The sequence below is a fragment of the Acinetobacter sp. YH12058 genome (assembly GCF_013419805.1).
GTDB lineage: Bacteria > Pseudomonadota > Gammaproteobacteria > Pseudomonadales > Moraxellaceae > Acinetobacter > Acinetobacter towneri.
This window is the reverse complement of record NZ_VOZL01000028.1, coordinates 1-21422: the sequence shown is the minus strand read 5'-3', so window position 1 is coordinate 21422 and position 21422 is coordinate 1. Positions and strand designations below refer to the sequence as shown.

General features: G+C 41.7%; 19 protein-coding genes, 2 tRNA genes and 3 pseudogenes. 9 read left to right on the top strand and 15 right to left on the bottom strand.

Going from position 1 to position 21422, the window contains the following annotated elements; genetic code table 11:
• A pseudogene (locus FTU09_RS12525) lies at positions 1-841 on the top strand (IS3 family transposase); the annotation flags it as partial.
• A 130-nt stretch (positions 842-971) separates the two neighbouring features.
• Entirely contained in the window at positions 972-1529 is a 558-nt protein-coding gene (locus FTU09_RS12520) for a hypothetical protein (protein WP_154320192.1), read from the top strand.
• Between the two features lie 65 nt (positions 1530-1594).
• On the opposite strand, the gene FTU09_RS12515 is transcribed toward FTU09_RS12520, so the two are convergent.
• The 11 genes and pseudogenes from FTU09_RS12515 to FTU09_RS12465 form a co-directional block, all read right to left on the bottom strand.
• On the bottom strand, positions 1595-2854 hold the full coding sequence (locus tag FTU09_RS12515; RefSeq protein ID WP_131261189.1) for a type II toxin-antitoxin system HipA family toxin: 1260 nt from the start codon (positions 2852-2854) through the stop codon (positions 1595-1597).
• Positions 2855-2858: 4 nt separating this feature from the next.
• On the bottom strand, positions 2859-3161 hold the full coding sequence (locus FTU09_RS12510) for a helix-turn-helix transcriptional regulator (RefSeq protein WP_070153706.1): 303 nt from the start codon (positions 3159-3161) through the stop codon (positions 2859-2861).
• A 287-nt stretch (positions 3162-3448) separates the two neighbouring features.
• Positions 3449-3524, bottom strand: a tRNA-Gly gene (locus tag FTU09_RS12505).
• A gap of 310 nt (positions 3525-3834) precedes the next feature.
• Positions 3835-5676, bottom strand: coding sequence for a glutamine--fructose-6-phosphate transaminase (isomerizing) (gene glmS, locus FTU09_RS12500; protein ID WP_004974344.1), 1842 nt, complete (start codon positions 5674-5676; stop codon positions 3835-3837).
• A 12-nt stretch (positions 5677-5688) separates the two neighbouring features.
• On the bottom strand, positions 5689-7053 hold the full coding sequence (gene glmU / locus FTU09_RS12495; protein WP_180080487.1) for a bifunctional UDP-N-acetylglucosamine diphosphorylase/glucosamine-1-phosphate N-acetyltransferase GlmU: 1365 nt from the start codon (positions 7051-7053) through the stop codon (positions 5689-5691).
• Positions 7054-7071: 18 nt separating this feature from the next.
• The gene (locus FTU09_RS12490) at positions 7072-7593 is read right to left on the bottom strand and encodes a phosphatidylglycerophosphatase A (RefSeq protein WP_131260658.1); all 522 of its coding nucleotides are present in this window, start codon (positions 7591-7593) and stop codon (positions 7072-7074) included.
• A complete protein-coding gene (gene thiL, locus FTU09_RS12485; protein WP_131260657.1) occupies positions 7559-8488 on the bottom strand; it encodes a thiamine-phosphate kinase in 930 nt (309 codons plus the stop codon). Before thiL ends, FTU09_RS12490 begins: the two co-directional genes overlap by 35 nt.
• Positions 8489-8513: 25 nt before the next feature.
• Positions 8514-8963, bottom strand: a complete 450-nt coding sequence (gene nusB, locus FTU09_RS12480; protein WP_004974349.1) for a transcription antitermination factor NusB — start codon at positions 8961-8963, stop codon at positions 8514-8516.
• Between the two features lie 4 nt (positions 8964-8967).
• Positions 8968-9438 (bottom strand): 6,7-dimethyl-8-ribityllumazine synthase, encoded by a 471-nt coding sequence (gene ribE, locus FTU09_RS12475; RefSeq protein WP_004974350.1) that lies wholly within the window; start codon positions 9436-9438, stop codon positions 8968-8970.
• Between the two features lie 11 nt (positions 9439-9449).
• Complete coding sequence (ribBA, locus tag FTU09_RS12470) at positions 9450-10571, bottom strand: bifunctional 3,4-dihydroxy-2-butanone-4-phosphate synthase/GTP cyclohydrolase II (RefSeq protein ID WP_096902634.1); 1122 nt, start codon at positions 10569-10571, stop codon at positions 9450-9452.
• A 346-nt stretch (positions 10572-10917) separates the two neighbouring features.
• A pseudogene (locus FTU09_RS12465) lies at positions 10918-11087 on the bottom strand (secretion protein HlyD); the annotation flags it as partial.
• A gap of 243 nt (positions 11088-11330) precedes the next feature.
• Between FTU09_RS12465 and FTU09_RS12460 the strand changes: the two are divergent.
• Positions 11331-11981 carry a response regulator transcription factor gene (locus FTU09_RS12460; RefSeq protein WP_004974358.1) on the top strand — a complete coding sequence of 217 codons (651 nt, stop codon included), beginning with the start codon at positions 11331-11333 and terminating at the stop codon, positions 11979-11981.
• A 776-nt stretch (positions 11982-12757) separates the two neighbouring features.
• Here the strand turns inward: FTU09_RS12460 and FTU09_RS12455 are convergent.
• Positions 12758-12848 (bottom strand) — tRNA-Ser (locus tag FTU09_RS12455).
• 119 nt (positions 12849-12967) lie between these two features.
• Between FTU09_RS12455 and FTU09_RS12450 the strand changes: the two genes are divergently transcribed.
• Positions 12968-14848 (top strand): potassium transporter Kup, encoded by a 1881-nt coding sequence (locus FTU09_RS12450; RefSeq protein WP_004974367.1) that lies wholly within the window; start codon positions 12968-12970, stop codon positions 14846-14848.
• A gap of 83 nt (positions 14849-14931) precedes the next feature.
• On the opposite strand, the gene FTU09_RS12445 is transcribed toward FTU09_RS12450, so the two are convergent.
• Complete coding sequence (locus tag FTU09_RS12445) at positions 14932-15537, bottom strand: hypothetical protein (protein ID WP_004974369.1); 606 nt, start codon at positions 15535-15537, stop codon at positions 14932-14934.
• 344 nt (positions 15538-15881) lie between these two features.
• Here FTU09_RS12445 and FTU09_RS12440 point away from each other — a divergent pair, with 344 nt between their 5' ends.
• Both FTU09_RS12440 and FTU09_RS12435 read left to right on the top strand, forming a co-directional pair.
• A complete protein-coding gene (locus FTU09_RS12440; RefSeq protein WP_004974371.1) occupies positions 15882-16958 on the top strand; it encodes a DNA/RNA non-specific endonuclease in 1077 nt (358 codons plus the stop codon).
• 49 nt (positions 16959-17007) lie between these two features.
• Positions 17008-17253 carry a hypothetical protein gene (locus FTU09_RS12435; RefSeq protein ID WP_004974374.1) on the top strand — a complete coding sequence of 82 codons (246 nt, stop codon included), beginning with the start codon at positions 17008-17010 and terminating at the stop codon, positions 17251-17253.
• Between the two features lie 152 nt (positions 17254-17405).
• Here the strand turns inward: FTU09_RS12435 and aqpZ are convergent, their stop codons facing one another.
• Positions 17406-18056 carry an aquaporin Z gene (aqpZ, locus tag FTU09_RS12430; protein ID WP_180060875.1) on the bottom strand — a complete coding sequence of 217 codons (651 nt, stop codon included), beginning with the start codon at positions 18054-18056 and terminating at the stop codon, positions 17406-17408.
• Positions 18057-18209: 153 nt separating this feature from the next.
• Positions 18210-19211, bottom strand: coding sequence for an AraC family transcriptional regulator (locus tag FTU09_RS12425; RefSeq protein WP_179989015.1), 1002 nt, complete (start codon positions 19209-19211; stop codon positions 18210-18212).
• Between the two features lie 198 nt (positions 19212-19409).
• Between FTU09_RS12425 and FTU09_RS12420 the strand changes: the two genes are divergently transcribed.
• The 3 genes and pseudogenes from FTU09_RS12420 to FTU09_RS12410 form a co-directional block, all read left to right on the top strand.
• On the top strand, positions 19410-20051 hold the full coding sequence (locus FTU09_RS12420) for a hypothetical protein (protein ID WP_096902615.1): 642 nt from the start codon (positions 19410-19412) through the stop codon (positions 20049-20051).
• Entirely contained in the window at positions 20051-20650 is a 600-nt protein-coding gene (locus tag FTU09_RS12415; protein WP_016659757.1) for an IS607 family transposase, read from the top strand. The genes FTU09_RS12420 and FTU09_RS12415 overlap by 1 nt, the downstream gene beginning before the upstream one ends.
• Before the next feature lie 3 nt (positions 20651-20653).
• Positions 20654-21422 (top strand): annotated as a pseudogene (locus FTU09_RS12410) (RNA-guided endonuclease TnpB family protein); the annotation flags it as partial.

Genomic DNA, 21422 nt, shown 5'->3' with positions numbered 1-21422 from the left:
CGACCTATTATCGGGCTTTAGATCTCGCTGACAATCCAGAACATCGAGCGAAACGTGCTCTGCATGATTTACATCATGCAGAGCAAATCAAACGTATTTGGAAAGAAAGTTTAGGTCGATATGGTGTGCGTAAGGTCTGGCAACAATTGAAACGTGAAGGTTATGTTATCGCACGTTGTACAGTTGCTCGATTGATGCAGAAGCTAGGTATACAAGGTGTTTGGCGTGGTAAGAATAAACAAACCACCCGTAGCCGAGATGATCAAAAACGAGCAGATGACTTAGTAAAACGCAATTTTAATGCAGATCATCCTGACCCTTGCGAAGCAGTGCTTCTCAGGTCGCTGACTTCACGTATATTCAAACTCATTCAGGCTGGGTCTATACCGCCTTTATTATTGATGTGTTCTCGCGAGCAATTGTTGGATGGAAAGTATCAACACGTATGAATACAGATATGGTGCTCGATGCACTGGAGCAAGCATTGCATGATCGAGGCATGCCAAAGAACGTGATTCATCATAGTGACAGAGGCGTGCAATATCTTTCCATTCGTTATACCAATCGTTTAGAAGCAGCAAATTTACGAGCATCAGTCGGTACGACCGGTGATTCATACGATAATGCTTTGGCTGAAACGGTGAATGGCTTATACAAAACAGAGGTGATTGAATATTTAAAAGCGGATTGGCAAGGTTTAGCGGATGTACAACTTGCGACACTAAACTGGGTAGATTGGTTCAATAAAAAGCGTGTACACAGTGCACTGGGTTATGTATCACCTTTTGAGTTTGAAGCAATGTACTATGATAAGATTAACCCGTTAGGTCAGGTGGCCTAACTTAAATAAAAAAGTCTCCGACAAACCCGGTACGGTTCATCCACAATTTAACTATAAATACTGTGCAAATAAAGATAGAACTCAGCCAAAAAAGCAGGCGGTATTTAATCGGCCTGGTTATGAAGGTTATGTGGACACCAAAAAACAATATAAATCGCAAGATTTATCGCAACTTTTGCCTTGGTCTAATAATGAACTGGTGGTTGATGCCAGACTTAGATTCAATGCCAATACCTGCGACTTTACAAAATATGATGATGAACAAATTCAAAAGTTTAATCAGGACTTTTTTGCTTCAGAAGGTGAACAACTCTTTTCTAATATTCAGGTGAATGCAGCTTTGCTAACGGAACAGTTATATAAAGATACATGTCTAAGAGATATGCAAAATCAGGAAGTATATAGCTTTGATGTTGAGGATGATGAATTATCTATTTATCAGCATTTTCCAGATTCCGTAGAACTGAATATTCAGACTGGAAAATATGAGCAAGCTGTTAAAAGTGTCACTTTTAATATTGAACCAGCTCCTGATAATGCTTGGTTGAGTTTATCACCTGCGCAACTCAAGGAGCTAACATTAGAGTATGGGCTTGCAGTGCAAGAGGGATGTAAGTTGTCTTTGTCTGTTTATAATGACCAAAGCCCGCAGTGGATATACCATCTTGGGTTCGGGGTTTATCACTGATCTGTTATTGATTAAATTTTATATGTATTTCCAGATTGCTTTTGATTAAATCGGATGGTTTATATTCAATTCAATAAATGAATATTATGCTCAATCCTATTTTGGATCATTTGGAGAGTTTCAGATCTAATTTGTTCAGGTAATAGATCATGAGCAATCTTCGTAAATCGGCTGGCAACTTCGCAAATTGAGTTAATCATTTCATCAACCTCTTGAATAGAAAGCTCTGCTTCCTGAATGCCCAGTTTGACAATGGCAGACCGAGTAATATCCAGTGCTTCACCCATAATATCCATTTGATGATATCCACCTGGGCCTTCACAGAAAGTAACGTCGTAGGCTGGGGCGAGTTTCCATTGTCCATTTTGAGACATTAAAAACGAAAAGTTTTTGCAATGATCATCTCGATTATTGAACACCACATTGAAAACAGCGCGCTTGAATGCAATCGCTTTTTCGCGAATATCATTGGTACAAAAGTGTGTAGCACGAAGAAAGTTGCTGTAGTCTAAACTCCCAGGTGATTTAAAATCAGCCCCTGTAAAGGCAGCTAAACTTTGCATAGGGATGCGCATGCCATCGCAGCGGTCAAATCTTTTTGAGGCAAATGCAGTTAGGCCATTCGGAAGAGTGAAGTATTGGGTGTCTGGGGTGTCAATATGACAATGACGCAAACATTCTGCATAAACAGTTTCAATTGCACAAACTTCAGGATGCTCTTGCTGAGCGGGAAATTTGATCAGCCAAGCTTCATGTTGATGTGAGTGAACTGTTGAGAATTCATTAGTGACAGGATCACGATAAACAAGTGCTTTTGGCCTTGCACCTTGTGGAGACCCGCCCATAATTAATAAATGCTGTAAAAATTCGGCACCTTCTCCTTTGAGAACTTCCTGAACTTCTTGAGCGAGTCTTAGCAATGGAATATTTTCAGCTAATGTTAACTCGGATGCTGAAGGTTCAAAGGATAATGCCCCCATTGCATGTGTACTAATATACGTGAGGCGTTCTAAAGGCCCAACTCGTGCTGGATTAAGTCCATTTTTTTTAAATAAGCGATCCATCAGGAGCATGCCCCAGCCATCGGGTAAGGCATCGTATATAGGGCCTGGTAATCCCATTTGATGTGCAGGAAAGTTCTTTCTTAATGGGTCACCTTTTAGCGGAAGTAGGTAAGATGAAAGCTCTAAACCTTTACTAATTGCTTCTGCGCTGTATTCAAAAGCAATCAATGGTCGACCTGTGATTGCAGTTGAGGAAACTAGTGTGCCCCAAAGCCAATATTCGCCCCATCCATTGTAGTAAACATCAAGTTTTTTGAGCATGGATTCATTTCCTTTTGATACGTTGGCGAGCCGTATTACTCTCATAGCGGAGCATGTCATCTACACTATTTAAATGTGGTTTGAAAAGTTCCTCTAATTCTTTTAATCGGCCGAGCACCATGGCAACACGTACTAAATTTTCAAATGAAACATTTCGACCAGCTTCTAGATTAGATACAGTATTCACACCAATACCCGCACGCGCAGCAACATCTGCCTGAGTCATTTCCAGATAAAGACGTTCTTTACGAAGCCTCTCACATAATAAAGCAACAACTTCTTCAGGTTTTTTGAATATTAAATCCATAATATTGTGTTTTACATTGTGATATCACCATTAAAACACAAAAAAATGGATTTATGAAATTATGCCAGTTGGTCGATAATGAGATGCTTGATTGGCTGATGAGATTCTATTGGATTAAAGAAATCTAATGATTTTAATGCATTTATTTTTTGCAACTACCTACGAATATGTCGTATTTGGGGCCCGAAACTGTGAAATAAAAGATAATAAAGAAAGTATGATTGGGGATAACATAATATAAAATCAATAAAAAAGCCCCCATCTTTCGATGAGGGTTTTTTTGAATTTGGAGCGGGAAACGAGACTCGAACTCGCGACCCCAACCTTGGCAAGGTTGTGCTCTACCAACTGAGCTATTCCCGCATGCGGTGTATAATACATGATGCAAAAATAGGGTCAATCATTTTTTGCATGTCATTGTACTGACTGAATAAATAAACAACATTTTTGAAAAATAGTGCGGTTAAATGACTTAGGTTGTTTGTTTTATAAAAGTTTTCATTGTCTGCAAAAATATTAATATCACTTACAATGCGCTGCAGCTATGCGAAAAATAAAAGCATCAGACATAAAAAATCCGCAGTACTAAATTTCTAAAAATGAAGCCGACTGCGGATTTTTTAGGTGATTCAAAATAATTTTATTAAATTTAAATAATTGAATTTAATCAACATTATTCCACTGTTACGCTTTTTGCCAAGTTTCTAGGTTGATCGACATCAGTACCGCGCAAAACTGCCACATGATAAGACAACAACTGCACAGGAATGCTATACACAATTGGCGCAAGCAACGCGCTGACTTGCGGTACATAAACCACATGCTGACGCTCTTTATCTGCAGGAATGCCGCTGTGTTCATCTGCAAATACAAACAGCTCACCACCACGTGCCTGTACTTCTTCCATATTGGATTTCAGTTTATCCAGCATGTCATCTTGCGGTGCTAAAATCACCACAGGCATGTCATTGTCTACCAATGCCAATGGGCCGTGCTTTAATTCACCCGCAGCATAACCTTCTGCGTGAATATATGAAATTTCTTTCAGTTTCAAAGCACCTTCCAAGGCAATTGGGAATTGTGTGCCACGACCCAAGAACAAGCAGTGATTTTTCTCTACAAACAATTCAGACAAACGTAAAATTGCCGTATCATTTTGCAAAGTATCTAAAATTACTTTTGGTGTGTGCCACAAGTCTGCAATAATTTCCGCTGTTTCTGTCGCTGCAATTGCATTTTTCACCTGACCAATTTTGAGCACCAACAGCATTAATGCTGCCAACTGTGTCGTAAAGGCTTTGGTCGATGCCACACCAATTTCAGGACCCGCAAGCGTTAACAAACTATGGTTGGTTTCACGTACCATTGACGACGTTGCCACGTTACAAATGGTCATGGTTGTGATATCTAAACCTTTTGCAGCAGCACGTTTTTGTGTATCACGTAACGCAGCTAAAGTATCTGCAGTTTCGCCAGATTGTGAAATGCACACATACAACGTGTTATTCACAATGACTGGGGTACGATAACGGTATTCGCTGGCAATTTCCACATGACATGGCAAGTTAATCAGCTGTTCAAACCAATATTTTGCAATCATCCCTGCATGGTAGCTGGTACCACAGGCAATAATCTGTACCTGTTGGATGTTGGCAAAATCAAGTTCAGCATCTTTCAGGAAATCTTCACGTAAAGCGTTGCCATTTAATGCTTGTGAAATGGTTTGTTGAATTGCTTCAGGCTGCTCATAAATTTCTTTGAGCATGTAGTGTTTATATTCACCTTTCGATGCATTGCTTACAGTTGCATCCAACTCTTTTACAGGGCGTTCAACCGTTTGACCGTTTACAAAAACTTCAATGCTGTCGCGGGTTAAGCGGGCGATATCACCTTCTTCCAAATACATAAAACGGTTGGTGATCGGCAATAACGCCAATTGGTCTGAACTGATAAAGTTTTCGCCAATACCGACACCAATCACCAAAGGAGAACCTTCACGTACCGTGATCAATTCATCTGGATAATCGGTATGGATAATTCCCAGAGCATAAGCACCTTTCAGTTGAGGCACGACTTGCTGTACCGCAACCAATAAATTCGGTGCAGTTTTAAGAGCATGGTTGACCAAGTGCGCAACCACTTCAGTATCCGTTTGAGAGCTGAACATATAGCCTAAAGCTTCTAGCTCATCTTTCAGTTCTTGATAATTTTCGATAATACCGTTGTGTACGACAGCAACATTGCCAGAAATATGCGGATGTGCATTGTTTTCTGTCGGTTTGCCATGTGTTGCCCAACGTGTATGGGCAATACCGAGTGAACCTGTGACTTGAGAATCTAGTACTGCTTGCTCAAGATTTGCTACTTTACCGACACGACGCTCACGCAAGACCTGACCTTGACTAATCAATGCCAAACCTGCGGAATCATAACCGCGATATTCTAAACGCTTTAAACCTTCAATGAGGATATTGGTAATACTACGTTCTGCAACGCCACCGACAATACCGCACATAGGAACTTCCTCTTATTTTTTCAATTTCTGTGGACGTTGATAATTTTCTTTAGTGAACTGTTTAGAACGTTCCACAGCTAAACACTGTTCTGCAACATCACGGGTAATGGTCGAGCCTGCGCCTACCGTTGCACCATTGGCAATGGTGACAGGTGCAACCAATGAACTATTTGAACCAATAAAGACTTGGTCACCAATAATGGTTTTAAATTTATTGGCACCATCATAATTGCAAGTAATCGTACCTGCACCAATATTGCTGCCTGCACCCACTTCGGCATCACCTAAGTAGGCAAAGTGGTTGGCTTTGGAGCCTAAACCAATTTGACTGTTTTTCACTTCAACAAAGTTGCCAATATGCACTTCATTGGCCAATACCGCACCCGGACGTAAACGTGAGAATGGACCAATTTGCGCAGCTTCACCTACAACCGCTTGGTCAAATACGCTATACGGCTGAACTTTAGTGCCCGCAGCAATTTTGGTGTTTTTGAGGATACAACCTGCACCAATTTCTACGCCATCACCCAGTTCGCAATCGCCTTCAATAATTACGTTAATATCAATGCGAACGTCTTTACCTGCAGTGAGATTACCACGTAAATCAAAACGGGTTGGGTCAATTAAATGCACACCTTGTTGCATGAGTTGCTTGGCTTGGAAGTTCTGGAACTCGCGTTCTAATGCAGCCAATTGCACACGGTCATTCACGCCTTCTACTTCAAAAGCCAGTTGAGGTTCTACCGATGCAACTTCTAAACCATCGGCAATTGCCATCGCCACAATATCGGTCAGGTAATATTCACCCTGCGCATTGTTATTGCTCAGTTTTGGCAGCCATTCATGTAATTTGGCATTGCTGACGCAGTAAATACCCGTGTTGATTTCTTGAATTTGACGCTGTGCTTCAGATGCATCTTTATGTTCAACAATTGCTTGAATTTTACCATTTTCACGCACAATACGACCATAACCCGTAGCATCGGCAAGGGTGAGTGTCACCAATCCAATTTGGGTTTCACGTGAAACATCGAGCAGCTTTTGTAAAGTTTGCTCTGTAATGCAAGGTACATCTCCCGATAAAATTAGGGATACGCCTTCATGTGGTAAAACAGGCAAAGTCACTTTGACTGCGTGACCTGTGCCGAGCTGTTCCGCTTGTTCGACCCACTGCACCTGTTCATGCGCAAACGCATTTTGAACCAAAGTACCGCCGTGACCGTAAATGGTAATAATATGATCGGCTTGTAATTTTTTTGCGGTATCAATCACGTGACCCAAGAGTGGGCGTCCTGCAAGAGGTTGTAATACTTTTGGTAAATTTGAACGCATGCGCGTGCCTTTACCTGCTGCAAGAATAATCACGGTGGTAGACATGTTGAATCCTAGTGATGGCTAAACCAAAGTAAAAGATAAATAAATATAAATACATAATGCGGCCCAAAGACCCGCAATAATATCGTCCAGCATGATGCCAAAACCACCTTCGACCTGACGATCAATGACACGGATTGGCCAAGGTTTCCATACATCAAATAGTCGGAATAGGGCAAAACCCACAATTACCCAGACCCAGCTGATTTGATTGATAAAAATCAGGGGTAAAAAGGTAATCGATTGTCCTGCAAATTCATCCCAAACAATACGACCATCATCATGTACGCCCATAACCTGTGCAGTACGTCCACAGATATATATGCCAACGAGGGACATGATGGCAATGGCAAAAAGGCTTGGAATGAAACCAAGCGCGAACCAAATGGGAATGAACAGTAGGGCAAAGGCCGAACCAAAGGTACCGGGAGCTTTGGGTAGTAGACCTGAACCGAAGCCAACACCACAGCATACAATCAGTCGGTCAGTCCAAGACATGGCTTTGAAATTAATCGCGGGTTTTTGCAAAGTGTTGGTATCCATGAAAATGAAGTGAACGATCTACGCCATTCTGTTCAAAGCTTAAGCGGTTTTGATTGTTAATTTTGCCAATAATATGAATAGGGGTATTCAGCGGTTTTTGCAAAAGCTGCTGATAATTTTGTGGGCTTATTGTAAAGCATAACTCATAGTCATCGCCACCTGCCAAGGCATATTGCCACTGCTTTTGTTGTGGTAATTCGGTTAATGCAGCATCTATAGGCAGTTGGCTGAGTTCAATACAAGCACCGACCTGAGAGGCTTTGAGAATATGCCCTAAATCTTGTGCCAAGCCATCTGAAACATCAATCATGCTTGAAGCCAGACCTTTGAGTTGTTGCCCGAGTTGGCAGCGAGGTGTCGGGTAGTCTAAGCGTTGTTTTAAGGGGTGATCGAGATGATCTAAACCAAAAGCGGCATCGCCGACTTGTCCGCTGACACAAATATAATCGCCGACTTGTGCGCCTGAACGTGGAATTGCTTGTCCTTGTTCAATCCAGCCTAAGGCGGTAACGGAAATGGTGAGATGCGGGCTTTGTGTGGTATCTCCACCAATTAAACTTACCCCAAATTGATCGCAACAATCATGTAAACCCTGACTAAACCCTTTGAGCCAGTCGTGATCAATTTGGGGTAGGCTCAATGCCAATAATATACTGTGTGGGGTGGCACCCATGGCGGCAATGTCAGATAAATTGACCGCAACCGATTTCCAACCAATCGCATGTGGGTTGGTATCGAGGGGGAAATGTCGTCCAGCGACTAAAGTGTCGGCACAAATGACCAATTGTTGTTGCGGCGGAGGGGTGAGCAGAGCTGAGTCATCACCGACACCTAAATCGACTGCATCGGGACGCGGTCTGTTGAAATAGGTCTCAATAATGGAAAACTCAGCCATACAACAATCGACTCAATACTTTGAATTAGTTGCTTTGTTGCTTTTCTGCTGCACGTAAGCTGTTGGCAAGACGGTCTAATACACCATTGATGTATTTGTGGCTGTCTGCACCACCAAAGTGTTTTGCCAATTCAATCGCTTCATCCAATACCACACGGTATGGAATTTCCAGATGTTGTTCTAACTCATAAGCACCTAAACGTAAGGTGGCGAGTTCAACACCATCGAGGGCTTGAATGTCACGATCAAGAACAGGCACCAGTAATGCATCCAATGCTTCATGATTGGCAACCACTTGAGTCAACAATTCATGATAATAGCCGAGATCCACTTTGTGCATGGCATTTTCCACACGGGTACGTGCTTCAATTTCATGTACTGGATTGTGGCTCATCTGCCATTCATAAATACCTTGCACAGCAAAACGACGTGCTTTACGTTTTGCTGCATAAGTTGCTTGAAGTGTTTGCGACATAGCGTTAAATAGCCTTTAACAAGTTAACCATTTCAATTGCAGTTAAGGCAGCTTCACTTCCTTTATTACCTGCTTTTGTTCCAGAGCGTTCAATTGCTTGTTCAATACTATCCGTAGTCAATACACCGTTAATCACAGGTAAGCCAGTATCTAAACCAACCACACCTAAGCCTTTGGCACATTCACCTGCAACAAAGTCAAAGTGTGGAGTGCTACCGCGAATCACTGCGCCGAGTGCAATAATGGCATCATAACCATTCGATGCAGCTAATTTTTTAGCCACAACAGGAAGTTCCCAAGCGCCTGGTGCATGAACAACGGTGATATTATCCTCTGATACGCCATGACGTTTCAATGTGTCAATTGCGCCATCAAGCAAATGCTCAACCACAAAACTATTAAAACGACCGACTAAAATCGCATAACGGCCTTCGCTAGCGAGATGTAATAAACCTTCAATACGGCGAATTGCCATAGCAACCTCGATTATTTCTCTGATGTTGGATCTGCGGTGATATATTCCACCACTTCTAAGTTAAAGCCTGATAAAGCATTGAAACGTAATGGTGAGCTGAGTAGCTTCATTTTTTCAACGCCTAAATCACGTAAAATTTGTGCACCCACGCCAATGGTTTGGTATTGCTGTGACAATGCAGCATTGGCTTTGCCTTGTTTCGGGGATTTAAGGCTGTCTAGAGCAGGGCCCAAGTCTTGCAATTGAGCTTGACCAATCCAGACCAAAACACCACGTTCACTGTTGGCAATTTCTTTTAAAGCACGGTCTAAATTCCAAGTTGCCGAACCATCTGCTTTTTTCAGCTTCAGCAAATCACGGGTTGGATTAAAACCATGCACACGTACTGTGGTAACGCCTTCTTTCGGCTCGCCTTTGACCAATGCCAAGTGAATGTCTGGGTTCCCCAGTTCACGGTAGCGATATAAGTCAAAAGTACCATATTCGGTGTCGATGCTTTGCTGATCCAAACGCTCTACAGTTTGTTCATTGGTCATGCGATAGTGGATTAAATCGGCAATAGTACCAATTTTTAACCCGTGCTTTTCAGCAAAAATTTCTAAATCTGGACGACGCGCCATCGTGCCGTCTTCATTGATGATTTCACAAATTACCGATGCAGGCTCTAAACCTGCCAAACGGGCAAGATCACAACCTGCTTCGGTATGTCCTGCACGGTGCAATACACCACCTGGCTGTGCCATGAGTGGGAAAATATGCCCAGGCTGAACAATATCGGCAGGCTTGGCATGTGCAGCGACAGCGGTTTGAATGGTATGCGCACGTTCTGCGGCAGAAATACCCGTGGTAATGCCTTCAGCAGCTTCAATCGACAAAGTAAAGTTCGTACCGTGTTGTGCACCATTGGCATCAACCATTAACGGTAGGTTTAATTGCTGGCAACGGTCACGACTTAAGGTTAAGCAAACAAGACCACGCGCGTGTGTGATCATGAAGTTGATATCTTCAGGGCGAACGTGGGTTGCGGCAATGACTAAATCACCTTCATTTTCACGATCTTCATCATCCATGAGGATGACCATTTTTCCTGCACGGATATCTGCTACAAGCTCTTCGACAGTATTGAGCGGCATCAACCTTCACCTTCTTATTTGTCTGAAACGACATTGAATGAGAGAGATGCATAGTCTAACGGTTTTTTACCTGTTTTGCCTATGCTTATCATTTTCATTGCGTGACTTATGGTTATACACAGTGTCATCAGGCTTGGAAAGAGGTGAAAAGGAGGATTTGCTGCGTTGCTGTAGATTGTTTAGGCAATTAAGATGAAATGCAAAATCTGTGAAAAATAAAACTGTAGAGGGCATAGGATATTATCGCCCTCATTCTCGCCTTCACTTGAGCCCAGTTGGGTTTTGGGAGAAGGCAAGAATCAGAGATGAGATAATTCATTAAATTCAGGTATAAGAGAATTTCTGTTTAGCGCTCACGTAAGGCTTCTTTGGCTTTGTTGAATGGTTTGATCAGATAATCCAACACCGTTTTTTCACCCGTTTTAATATCGACTGTTGCGACCATGCCCAGGGTATATCAAACGCTTGTCCTGCTTTGTTGCTGAGTTTGTCTGAATCGGTACGGATATAAACCCTTATCTTGGGATATTTTCTATTTCATATTACATCTTGTTTTGAGCGTTTTGGTTGTAAAATAAAACTGATTAAAAAATCCACAAAATGATCAACCTTTTTGACTGAGCGCTGAAAACATAAAAAATAAACGCTTTTCTGTGATTAATTGCACAATAAATGCAAAAAAGTCATGTCTTGCATATCCTTAATTGTCTTTGTGTGGTTAGAATATAACAACTGTGCCCAAGATCTCTCACGTCTGTTATGAATATATTAATCGTTGATGATCATCCGCTGTTTCGCCATGCCTTAATTCAGGCGGTTCGTTATAGCTTACCGCAAGCTCAAATTCATGAAACTGCTGCAGTTAATGAATTGTACGAACGTTTGGAAAATGGACCTGAGCCTGATCTTGTTTTATTGGACTTGAATTTACCAGGGGCATCGGGCTTTTCTGCATTGGTGCATGTGCGTGCGCAATATCCATCTATCCCAATTATTGTGGTGTCCGCTCACGAAGAAGCATCGATTATTCAACGTTCAATTGCGCATGGGGCGATGGGTTATATCCCAAAATCGGCACATCCGAGCCATATTGGTGAAGCAATTCGTCAAGTTTTAGAAGGTGAGATTTGGTTGCCGCCAAACTTGGCTGCGAATGTTAACTTTGACCCTCGCGCTGCAGATGAAACAGCTTTGGCTGAACGTATTCAGTCTTTAACACCACAGCAATTCCGTGTATTGATGATGGTGGCAGAAGGTTTGTTGAATAAGCAAATTGCCTATGAATTAGATGTTTCTGAAGCGACGATTAAAGCGCATGTGACCGCAATTTTCCGTAAATTGGGTGTGCAAAATCGTACTCAGGCGGTATTGGCAATCAATGCGTTAAATATTGAAGAAAAGAAAATGTAAGATGTGACTGATCTGTAAAAGATGAGTTTAAAACCGCTGTGTTGATCTGGAAGATTGAGCAGCGGTTTTTTTATTGGGTGGGTGGTTGGCTGATTATGACCTTTTTAAAAAGCTAATTCGCTTTAGGATGTGACATTTAGCGTTCAGGTTGTTGATGTGCTTAAAACCTAAAAGGAATATTGTCTTATTCCTTTAGCTGTATGGCATAAACATATTCAGGTTGTCATGTCGATAAAATGGGTAAAAATCAACATGAGCTGAATAGCTATCAGTCTAATGCAGGCGATATGCTTCTTTCAGATTCTTAGGCTTTGATTGTATCTGTACCCATAAATCCAATCGTGTGAAGTTGTCCGCAGCGGGAAAACCCGCCACTAATAAGAAGGACGAATATGTTTTAATAGTAATAGATGAATGGTGATTTGAATAAATCATACCTAAGTGAGTAGGGGGCTTTCCCCTATATGGGTTCAACTTTTAGAATTCACGATAACCAAGCCCGCCAGCCGTGATATGTGCTAGATTTCGATCATAGGTAATTATTTGGCTTTCTTTTCCGATGGTTTTATTTTTCTGACTTGAGCATCTGTAAGCATTGCAATGATTCCACAGAATTGGGGGTATAATTTTGGGGGTAATTTATTATACCCCTAGTTATACCCCCAACAAGATCAAGCTTGCAATAGATAAAGTAGATTGCATTAGACATAAAAAAAGCTTAAACCCTTTAGATTTAAGCTTTTTAAGATCACATGAGACTTCATGAGAATAATGTTTGGCGGTGAAAGAGGGATTCGAACCCTCGATACGCTATTAACGTATACACACTTTCCAGGCGTGCTCCTTCAGCCACTCGGACACTTCACCATAGGCGGTGGATAATAACCAAAAAATAGTACAAAGCCAAGTTGAAAAATTTGATTTAGAGAAAAACTTTCAGCGTAGTGCTATGATTCTCAAAAATACCGTCTAAATCGAAGACACCTATGCAAAGTACTGCAAAAAAAGCAGCCTTACCCGTCATTACCTTGGCTGCACTCGGAGTTGTATTTGGGGATATCGGAACCAGTCCTCTGTATGCCTTCAGACAAACTTTTTTAACGGCGCATCTTGCAATTACCCAAGCCAGTGTATTGGGAATTTTATCCCTAATTTTCTGGTGCATGATGCTCACCATCAGCTTCAAATACGTCACCATTATTATGCGTGCCGATAACAATGGCGAAGGCGGGATCATGTCATTATTGGCATTGAACCTGCGCACCACCCGTATTGCCGAAGACAAAAAAATCTTCCTGATCGCACTTGGCTTTATTGGTGCATCCCTGTTCTTTGGCGATGGCATTATCACCCCCGCCATTTCAGTATTGTCTGCCATTGAAGGACTAAGTATTGCCACGCCTATCTTTAATCAATGGCTCGTACCGCTCTCCATTGGTATTTTGGCAGGACTGTTCATTGTGCAGCGTCATGGTACAGGCACTATGGGCAAATTTTTTGGCCCACTGACTTTGCTGTGGTTTTTAGCCATTGGCGGTGCAGGGCTGCTCAGTATCATCCAAACCCCATTTGTATTGGCCATGGTCAGTCCACACTGGGCGTTTAACTTTGTAGTAGAGCAACCCTTTGTTGCATTTCTCACCATGGGTGCGGTGATTTTAACCATGACGGGTGGCGAAGCACTCTATGCCGATATGGGGCATTTTGGGCGGATGCCTATTCGCCTCGCGTGGTTTTTGATTGTCTTACCTTGCTTGTTATTGAATTACGCAGGACAAGGGGCATTATTGCTACGTAACCCTGCAGCGATTGAAAATCCGTTCTATATGTTGGTGCCTGAATGGGGCTTATACCCGATGATTGGTTTAGCCACAGCTGCAGCGGTGATCGCTTCTCAAGCGGTGATCACAGGGGTATTTTCAATGGTCAATCAGGCCATTCAATTGCGTTATTTACCACGCCTGACTGTACGTCACACGTCCGATGTTGAACGTGGTCAAATCTATTTGCCATTCATTAACTGGGCCTTATTTATTTCGGTGCTTATCTTAATTTTATTATTTGAAAATAGTGCCAGACTTGCCAGTGCTTATGGCGTGGCAGTGACCATGACCATGCTGTGTGGCACGATTTTAATTTCAGTGCTGGCCTATGGTTTTTGGCGTTGGCCGATGTGGAAAGTTGCCCTTTTTGCAGTGCCATTTTTAACCCTAGATTTAATTTTTGTGGCTTCGACCTCGCTCAAAATTGTGTCAGGGGGATGGGTGCCAATTTTAATTGGCGCCATCATGTATACCATTTTAATGACGTGGAAAGATGGTCGTGCATTGGTTTTCAATCGTTTGGAAAAAGATGCCTTGCCGATAGACCTATTCATTCACAGTATTAGTATGGGCAATGAAACCAAATTTGTCCCTGGCGATGCGATTTTCTTGACAGGTACGCCTAACATTGTGCCACATGCCATGTTGCATAATATTAAGCACAACAAGGTCTTACATGAACGCAATATCATGGTAACGGTCATCACGCGTGATATTCCATTTGTGGCGCAGCAAGATCGGATTCAAGTCGAAAAACTGGATGATCGTTTTTATCGGATTGCCATGTATTACGGTTTTAAAGATCAGCCAAATATTCCAAATGCCTTGAAACAAGCCTATGAACAGCTTGAGTTTGAATTCGATATGATGCAAATGAGCTTCTTTATTTCGCGTGATCGAATTGTGCATACGGTGGGCGATGGCATGTCACCGTGGCGTGAAAAACTGTTTATTTCAATGCAGCGCAATACCAGTCCTGTGAGTGATTTCTATCAAATTCCAACCAACCGTGTGGTGGAATTGGGTAGTCAAATCGAAATTTAAAAACTGCTCAATAGATTTTAAAAAACCAGCATTATAAAGTGCTGGTTTTTTATTTTTAGCTCAAGATTGGTCTTAAACAGATCTTATTGTTCCGTATCACTTGGTTGTAGATGGCTTAAATCTATATCGTTTACATCTGCGCCCTGTGCCGCAGGTGCTGTGGTTTCAAGCCGTTCAGTCGTGGGCAGATTGACTGCTGCTTGTTCAGATGCAGCAGGGTTTTGTGGTGCAGCATTTAGCGCTTCTGCGGTGACATCCACATCATCGCCAGCATTTACAGGTAAATCGGCTGAAGATGACAATAATGGCGCAGAGGTGGCTTGTATGTGTTGTTCGCTCACTTGCTCTGCCTGCGCTGCGTGTTGCAGTTCGGATTCAGTCCCGACAGGCATCGTCATCGGTACATTGTCTTGAGCCAGATTGGCTTGTTCGGCTGAAATTTGGTTTGCAGGCTGTTGCGCTATATTTTCTGCTGGACTTGTTAAGTTTGTATCTGTACTCGGTACAATGCGTATCTGACCATTGGCGATTAATTCTTGTAGTGAGCCTGCTTGCCCATTAATCGTGGTGCTTATTTTGACTTTGGATAAACTTTCTAAAGTATCACCTGCTTGAATGGGTGGTTCGGCAAAGGCAGAAATGCTGATACTGCTACCAACCAAAGCACAAGCAAAAAGATGAAAACGCATGTATTTCTCCATCAAAAATCGCAAAAATAAAGTTAAAACCAATTTAAATCGTCAATGACATCCAGCTAGAGCAGCGCAATGCGCTTGGGTGTCGCTGAGCGATGTCTTTAAGGTGTATTTAGCTTGGCAGATTCGCTAAAACGGATGCAATCAAATCTACCAAACTTGATCTAGACTGATGTCAAAAGTGCTTAAAACTCAGGCTGTGTATGGCTTTTGTGGTGTTATGGCGCGGGTTTTGTTTAATTGTTAGACGAACAAGAGGTGCTTCATATACAAGCTGTGAGTGGATTGTTAAGCTCGGGCAAACTCTGCGGATTTAGAGCGAAGTCACAGTAACGGTTATGGCAAGAAAACGGCGCAATTCCAACAACATTTGGACTCAAATTTTCAATCAAAACAGCTTGAAAGTGCTACTCGGTGTAGTGGCAACAGGGAGTTTTGTGATTGCTTTTGGTCAAGAAAAAATTAGCCAGTGGACTTCACTGGTGCCGAGTTCAGGAAATAGTGCTTGCCTAACCCAGTTCTATCGAGAAACGCCGCCCTATTTACTGAAAAATAGCCTGCAAAAAGACAGCTATCCGCTGTGTTTTAATGACTTTAATGTGATGTATTCAGGGGTATCCAAAACCCCGTTATGGGTGGCAGAAGCCTTAACACCAGCGCGTTTGAGTCAGCGGATTCCACGTGAAGATAACTTTCACGAAGAACCGCGCGTCAAAGCCGAGCATCGTGCGACTTTGCTGGATTATCGTGGTTCGGGTTATGACCGTGGACACATGGCACCGAATGCCGACATGACCAACTTGGCAGCCCAGTTTGACAGTTTTTCTTTGGCAAATATGGTGCCGCAAGCCCCTAAAAATAATCAGCAGGTCTGGCGTGAACTTGAAGAAGCCACCCGAGCGGTGGTGACTAAGCAAAAGCAAGATGTGTATGTGATTACGGGGCCAAGTTTTAATGCCAAGCGTCTAAAAACCATTGGGCAGGGCGTTATTGTGCCGACTGCGGTGTATAAAGCTGTGTATATGCCCAAAACAGGCGCGATAGGGGCTTATTACGCGCCCAATAACGACTCGTTACAGGTGCAAGTGGTGAGTGTCTGCTATTTAGAAGAACAGTTGGGCATTAATTTATTCCCACAATTAAGTGAAGAACAAAAGCGCAATACCTATAAATTGCCTTTGACTGCAAATGCTGTAAAAGCCAATACACCGATTGCCTACTCACATTGGGATGCAGAAAGCCAGTGCGCAGAAGATGTATCTGCTGAGCAATTACAAGCCTTGCAAACCGAATTTAAACGCTCAGGCAGTAGTCCTGCATCGGGTGCTAGCATTGATGCAGATACCCAAGATGCAATTGTGAAGCAATTGATTGAAGCTTTATTGCAATATATTTTACAGTTGTTGAAATCTTAAACTGGGTTAAGATGATGGATATTGCATCCTTCATGCTAAGGTGAATTCAATGTTTAAACCGTTTCAAAATGGGACTGAATCACATGCGATTCATGACTTAACCTTAGAAAATGATTTAGATTGCATCAATGTGTATGGCAATTTGCAAATCAGCAAAGATCAGGCGGGTTTACAGGCAGCCAAAGCACTACAGGCTTTTTTGAATGAAGTTGTTGCAACTTTGGAGCAGACTCCGAATCTGCCTGAAAAGTTAGATCGTCCCGAAGCGGGTGAAATTGAAAATCCATTTTTATAATGGATGCCATCTCAAGATATTAAATCTACTTTAATCTGCTCATCTAAGCCATTAAAAAGCCCGCTCAAACGCTTGAACGGGCTTTGTTGTTTTGTGTGTTTTTAGATAAATCCCAGACATCTTGAAAAGCTGTGGATTTAAAGTTTTGAAGATCAGTCTTCAGCTTTTGCCATAGCGCGATACAGCACCGCACCAATCACCGCACCTACAATCGGTGCAACCCAGAAAGCCCAAAGCTGGCTGAGTGCTGCAGTTTCAGCAAAGAACGCCACACCTGTACTACGTGCAGGGTTCACGGAAGTATTGGTTACAGGAATACTGATCAGATGGATTAAGGTCAGTGCCAAACCAATTGCAATTGGAGCAAAACCTGCAGGTGCACGTTTGGCGGTTGCACCCATAATCACCATCAAAAAGCCAGCAGTGAGTACCACTTCAATCAATAATACTGAACTGAGGGCATATTTTCCTGGAGATAAATCACCATAACCGTTGGTCGCGAAACCGCCTGTGCCTGCAAAACCTGCCTGACCCTGTACAATCAGATACAACACCAGTGCGGCCAGAGTCGCACCAATAATTTGTGAAATAATATACGGTGCGAGTTCTTTGGCTTCAAAACGTCCACCTGCCCACAAACCAATACTGACTGCAGGGTTAAATTGACCACCTGAAATGTGCCCAAGTGCATAGGCCGCGGTTAATACGGTCAGACCGAACGCGAGGGATACCCCCACAAAACCAATGCCCAATTCAGGAAAAGCTGCAGCCAATACCGCACCACCACAACCACCAAATACCAGCTAGAATGTGCCAGCCAGTTCTGCGAAATACTTATTCAATTTGATTCTCCAGTGCTTATTTTTTGAGTTAATTAATCAAACTTCAATTAAATTTATCGCATTTTAGATCGATATTGTGATGAATTTAACAAAAATTAAAGTAAAAAGAAGCAATCATGAAGCACGTTGCATCCGCCATTGTTGTGGTGTGTGCTGCGTCCATTGTTTAAACGCACGCTGAAAGGCACTTTGTTCTGAATAACCCAGCAATAGCGCAATTTCTTGCAGACTTAAATGTGGGTCTTGTAAATATTGTTCTGCCAATAAACAGCGTACTTCCTGCATGCGTTTTTGGTAGGTCGTGCCTTGCTGTTGCAAATGACGTTGCAACTGACGTACAGAAATATGTAATTGCTGAGCAATATGTTCAATTTGATACATATTTTTTTGCAGCCCCGTCAAAATGGCTTGCTGTAAACGCTGATCGGTTTGGGTGCTATTCGGTAGCTTTTCCAGTAAGGCTTGCGCCTGTTGCAACAATAAATGCTGTAAGGTTTGATCGCCCTGATGAAAAGGTTTTGCCAGTTCGGAAACAGGCAACAACACTTGGGTAATTGGCTGAGAAAAGCGCACTTTACAATGAAAATACTGCTCATACAGTGCAATATTTTTGGGTGCAGGATGATGAAAATGTACTTCGTGCAGGCAAATATCCTCAAACTGCATAAAGTGCTTCAAAAATTCCATCATCAAGGCAATGGCAATTTCATCGGTTAATTGTGTGGTCATGTGCACGGATAATTCTGACCAACGAATGGATAAGTAATCGTTTTGTGCTTCGACCTGCAATGGGCCACCATCGTAAATCAAGCGATGAAAATCGTGGTAACGCTGTAATGCTTCGCCCAGATGATCACAGGACAAGGCTAAATATGCAATGATGCCTAAATGTTTGGGCTGCACGTATTTGGCAATTTCCAAACCCAAAGCAGGTTGTGGTAATTGTTGCTCCAAAGTGCTGAGCAAGTCACGCCAGAGGGCATAATCAAAACGTTCCAGATTTTGAATCTGATGTAATTTTTCTGGAATGGGCAGCTTTTTTGCTTGGTAATAGCACATCAATAAATGCCCTAAGCCACCATAGATCGAGCCCGTATACTCTTTGAATTGTTGCATGTGTTATCGGTTTATTTTTGTCGTCATTTGTCAATGATATTGATTTTTTTGGTCAAGATCTAGTCAATCTCACATGCCTATAGTGAACATCAGAGTCAAGATGTCCTGTGTTTAAGGAGTGATTTATAGAAAATAATTATATTGACACATATAGTCAAACATATACAATTTAGGTATTAAATTTTAAAAAAACTTGCAATGAAATACTTGACTGAAAGCTTAAAGAAAGTAGAGCAAGACCTTGCTTATTTTGTATCCCCTGAAAATAAAGATGGGTTTATTAAGGAATTTGCATCATGGGTCTATGGTGAGTGGTCAAAGAATGATTTCTATGAAACCGATATTGTAGATTTAGGCTATGATTGTTCTTCGTACCCTGAAAAAACAAATCAATCACTCTCCGATAAATGCCCCACCTATGCTGATTTTATTAATGCAAATACAGGCTTTTCTGAATGTACTCACGTTTCAGGACAAGGTATGCGCTGTCAAGAATATGAGGAAAAATTATTAGAGATTTTTGGTGATGCTTGCGCTAAAAAACTAGATGATTTAGTAGAGCCATATCAACTAGAAGTGCCTGAAAAATACAAAAAATTTGCAGAAAATATTAGTGAACTAATTTTCCTTGAAGTTGTTGATCATCATGAGGATTCAGAACTTTATGAGGTTTGTGACGATATTTTATTAAAATATAATCAGCTAGGAGTCGCATCATCCCCTTATACATGCCCTATCTGTGGATGGGATGAAGACAATGATCTAGCCATATATTGTGATGAATCCATATTTAAAGACTATACACTTGAGGATTTCAAGAAGTTAGCGGAGATTGATTAATGTATTCTCCTGCTAAATTCGGTGAAATGATTGGGAAGTCGGTTAAAACTCTACAAAGATGGGATGCCGAAGGTATTTTGGTTGCATGTCGAAATCCTAAAAATCGCAGATACTACACGCACGATCAATACCTTGAATATATCGGTATAAAAGCAACGGAAGCTAAATCATCAGTAATTGTTTATTCAAGGGTATCTAGTGTTGCTCAAAAGCCCGATTTAGCTAATCAGGTGTCAGCTTTAGAAACTTTTTGTACTGTAAATGGCTATGCTGTTGATGATTGGGTGTCAGAGGTTGGAAGTGGTTTGAATTATAAAAGAAAGAAATTCAATCAGCTTTTTCTTGATATTGAAATGGGTAAAGTTTCAATGCTTGTCATCGCTCACAAAGACCGTTTGGTGCGTTTTGGTTTTGAGTGGTTTGAATCTTTTGCTGAAAGACATGGTTGTAAAGTTATTATTATGAATCAAGAATCTCTTTCCCCAACGGAAGAAGTAACACAAGACTTGTTAGCGATTATTCATTGTTTTTCCTCTCGACTTTACGGATTAAGAAAATACAAAGAAAAAGTTAAAGAATTAGTGAACATCAAGGAATAACTTTTGAAACTAACACGCATCCACCATTGTAAAAACTTGAATGTGCAAAAGTACAAACAGCTTGAGAAACAAGCTGTTTTACTTGGTCGTATTCGTAGCGAGGTGTGGGCTAAATATGGTGCTATTTCAGGTTTGAATATCAGTGACAGAGCTATTCGTGATGCGTGGATGAAAGAAAGTCGTGACTTTGGTGTTTCTGCAAATGCGTGGAAAGAAACGCTACGTGATTGCATAGGTGATATTAAAGCCTATCGAGAAGCATCAAAAGACAAAGTAAAGCAGGCGATCCGAAAACGCACCTCCTGTAATAATGAACAAAAAAGACTATACACCTTGCTTAAAAAAGATGAATGGATGACTGATAATTTCCTCCATCGTCAAATGCGTAATCACTTTAGGCATGGTGTTAATCACACACATAATCAAATTATTGTTCGTGCGGATATGTGTAAAACCTTTGAGTTAAATGGTCAATGTTGGCTTAAAGTACCAAGCCTTATCCCTCGACAAACCATTAAAATCCCATTAAATACGACTGTTGATTTTGCACCGCAAGGCACATTAAGAATTATTCTAAAAAATGGCAATATTGAAGTTCATTCAACCTATGATGCAGTTGAAACACAAGATTGTGGTCAGGAAACAGTAGGTGTTGATAAAGGGTACTCAGAAGCTTTTGTGGACTCTGATGGCGATGTATATGGGAGTGGTCTAGGCAAGCTGATCTCAAGTGAATCAGATTATTTAAATCAAAAGTACAAGCACAGAAACA

What these genes read in the sequence shown, in the direction of transcription:
- FTU09_RS12510 (WP_070153706.1), bottom strand. Translation starts at nt 3,161, where the DNA reads ATGGATTTAATATTCAAAAAACCTGAAGAAGTTGTTGCTTTATTATGT.
- ribE (WP_004974350.1), bottom strand. Translation starts at nt 9,438, where the DNA reads ATGGCAATTCGCCGTATTGAAGGTTTATTACATCTCGCTAGCGAAGGC.
- glmU (WP_180080487.1), bottom strand. Translation starts at nt 7,053, where the DNA reads ATGTCTACCACCGTGATTATTCTTGCAGCAGGTAAAGGCACGCGCATG.
- FTU09_RS12435 (WP_004974374.1), top strand. Translation starts at nt 17,008, where the DNA reads ATGTTTAAACCGTTTCAAAATGGGACTGAATCACATGCGATTCATGAC.
- FTU09_RS12415 (WP_016659757.1), top strand. Translation starts at nt 20,051, where the DNA reads ATGTATTCTCCTGCTAAATTCGGTGAAATGATTGGGAAGTCGGTTAAA.
- FTU09_RS12515 (WP_131261189.1), bottom strand. Translation starts at nt 2,854, where the DNA reads ATGCTCAAAAAACTTGATGTTTACTACAATGGATGGGGCGAATATTGG.
- FTU09_RS12450 (WP_004974367.1), top strand. Translation starts at nt 12,968, where the DNA reads ATGCAAAGTACTGCAAAAAAAGCAGCCTTACCCGTCATTACCTTGGCT.
- FTU09_RS12420 (WP_096902615.1), top strand. Translation starts at nt 19,410, where the DNA reads ATGAAATACTTGACTGAAAGCTTAAAGAAAGTAGAGCAAGACCTTGCT.
- FTU09_RS12490 (WP_131260658.1), bottom strand. Translation starts at nt 7,593, where the DNA reads ATGGATACCAACACTTTGCAAAAACCCGCGATTAATTTCAAAGCCATG.
- ribBA (WP_096902634.1), bottom strand. Translation starts at nt 10,571, where the DNA reads ATGCCGCTCAATACTGTCGAAGAGCTTGTAGCAGATATCCGTGCAGGA.
- thiL (WP_131260657.1), bottom strand. Translation starts at nt 8,488, where the DNA reads ATGGCTGAGTTTTCCATTATTGAGACCTATTTCAACAGACCGCGTCCC.
- nusB (WP_004974349.1), bottom strand. Translation starts at nt 8,963, where the DNA reads ATGTCGCAAACACTTCAAGCAACTTATGCAGCAAAACGTAAAGCACGT.
- FTU09_RS12460 (WP_004974358.1), top strand. Translation starts at nt 11,331, where the DNA reads ATGAATATATTAATCGTTGATGATCATCCGCTGTTTCGCCATGCCTTA.
- FTU09_RS12440 (WP_004974371.1), top strand. Translation starts at nt 15,882, where the DNA reads ATGGCAAGAAAACGGCGCAATTCCAACAACATTTGGACTCAAATTTTC.
- glmS (WP_004974344.1), bottom strand. Translation starts at nt 5,676, where the DNA reads ATGTGCGGTATTGTCGGTGGCGTTGCAGAACGTAGTATTACCAATATC.
- FTU09_RS12445 (WP_004974369.1), bottom strand. Translation starts at nt 15,537, where the DNA reads ATGCGTTTTCATCTTTTTGCTTGTGCTTTGGTTGGTAGCAGTATCAGC.
- FTU09_RS12425 (WP_179989015.1), bottom strand. Translation starts at nt 19,211, where the DNA reads ATGCAACAATTCAAAGAGTATACGGGCTCGATCTATGGTGGCTTAGGG.